Raw genomic sequence first — 1,681 nt, forward strand, 5'->3', positions numbered from 1 at the left:
CGGAAGTTTTCAAGGTAGTTGTCGCCTCGCCGCATAAGATTTACGCTGCTTTTCGCTCTTGGTGCCGGGGTTGCGCGATGGCGCTGTTTTGTTCAGCGTGATCGGGATTCAGATGCACGACATGAATGCGCTGCCAATTGCGCGTGGCGCCTTTCCAGCGCAGCGGATGACGCTCGCGCGCAGCCTTGTAGAGCATCGCGCGGCGATCCAGGATGTCCCGGTCAAGGTTGGCATGACGCTGGGCCGGCGTCACGAAACGGATCGCGCTGTGACGATGTTCGTGGTTGTACCAGCGCACGAGTCCCGCGACCCAGCCGCGCGCAGCGAACACGGTATCGAACGCCGCTAATGGATAAGCGGGCCGGTATTTCAGGGTTTTGAACAGCGATTCCGAATAGGGATTGTCGTTGCTCACGCCCGGACGACTCAACGACGGCATCACGCCCAGGCTCTGCAAGGTAGCGAGCATCGTGGCGCCCTTCATCGGACCGCCGTTGTCAGAATGCAGAATCACCTGGTTGGGCTGTATAGCCTCACGCGCGCACAGATCCTTGAGCACCTCGCTGGCCTGTGCGCTACTCTCTTCGGCATAGACCTGCCAGCCGACGATCTTTCGGCTGAACACGTCCATAAACAGATACAGATAAAAGTACTGCCCGCGGATCATCGCCGGCAGGTACGTGATGTCCCAGCTGTAGAGCTGATTCGGCGCGTCTGCGCGGACTGCTCGTGGTTTGCCGCAGGCTTTTACCGGCCGCTCGCTACGCCGGTGGGCGAGCTGCTTCTCGGCTTTCAGCACCCGGTAGAACGTCGATTCCGAGGCGATATAGCGTTGCTGATCAGCCAGACGCGGAACGATTTGGCTCGGTGGCAGATGACCAAATTCGGCCGAGTTCGCCACCGCTAAGACCTCAGCGCGTTCGTCGGCAGAGAGCTTGTGGGGTGGCTCATAGCGCCGCAACGAGCGCCCATCCACCGCGTCCGGTTCGCCGCTTTGCCAACGTTGCACTGTACGCGCGCTCAGCCCCAGCACCTCACACGCGGGCGTCTGGCGTGACCCGGCCAGGGTCGCCTCGTTGATCAACCCGATCAATGTCTTGCGCTCTTCAAGGACCGTCATTCGGCCTCGCCCTCGAACAACGCACGATACTTTTTTTGCAGCACCAGCAGCGCTGCTGCTTCAGCCAACGCTTTCTCCTTGCGGTTCAATTCGCGCTGCAGTTGCACATTGGCTTGCTTCAAATCCCGTACTTCGTGGGCGTTCTCGCGTCGGCTATCGGTCCCAACGACGGCACAAAAATCCACGCGCCACGCCGCAAGGTGATGAGCAAACAGGCCTCGTTCACGGCACCATGCGTTCAGTACTTCGTCAACCAGCCCGTGGCTCTCATGCAAAGCCACCAGCCGCTCTTCCAGCGACCAGTCTTCTGGACGTTTTGCGTGTCCGGAGTCCGAGCTTCGACCCGCTGCGGCGCTACCTCTCATCCACTTCCTTAAAGTCAGTGCGTTCATGTTCAATTCATCGGCCACTGATCCAACGCTGCGGCTCCCGCGTTGCAAGACCTTCGACAGCGCTTGCTCTTTGAACTCGACAGAATACGTTTGTTTCGTCTTCAACCTACACCTCTGATTTCTTCAAATTAAAAAAATTCAGAGGCGACAACTACTATGACACCGGGGG

1 pseudogene is annotated in these 1,681 nt (G+C 58.9%); it reads right to left on the minus strand.

Annotated features, from left to right (window positions below):
* Positions 1–40 precede the first annotated feature (40 nt).
* Positions 41–1,617, minus strand: a pseudogene (locus tag FQ755_RS36000) (IS3 family transposase).
* Between the last annotated feature and the right edge of the window lie 64 nt (positions 1,618–1,681).

This window comes from Paraburkholderia sp. BCC1885, assembly GCF_900996235.1.
Taxonomy (GTDB): domain Bacteria; phylum Pseudomonadota; class Gammaproteobacteria; order Burkholderiales; family Burkholderiaceae; genus Paraburkholderia.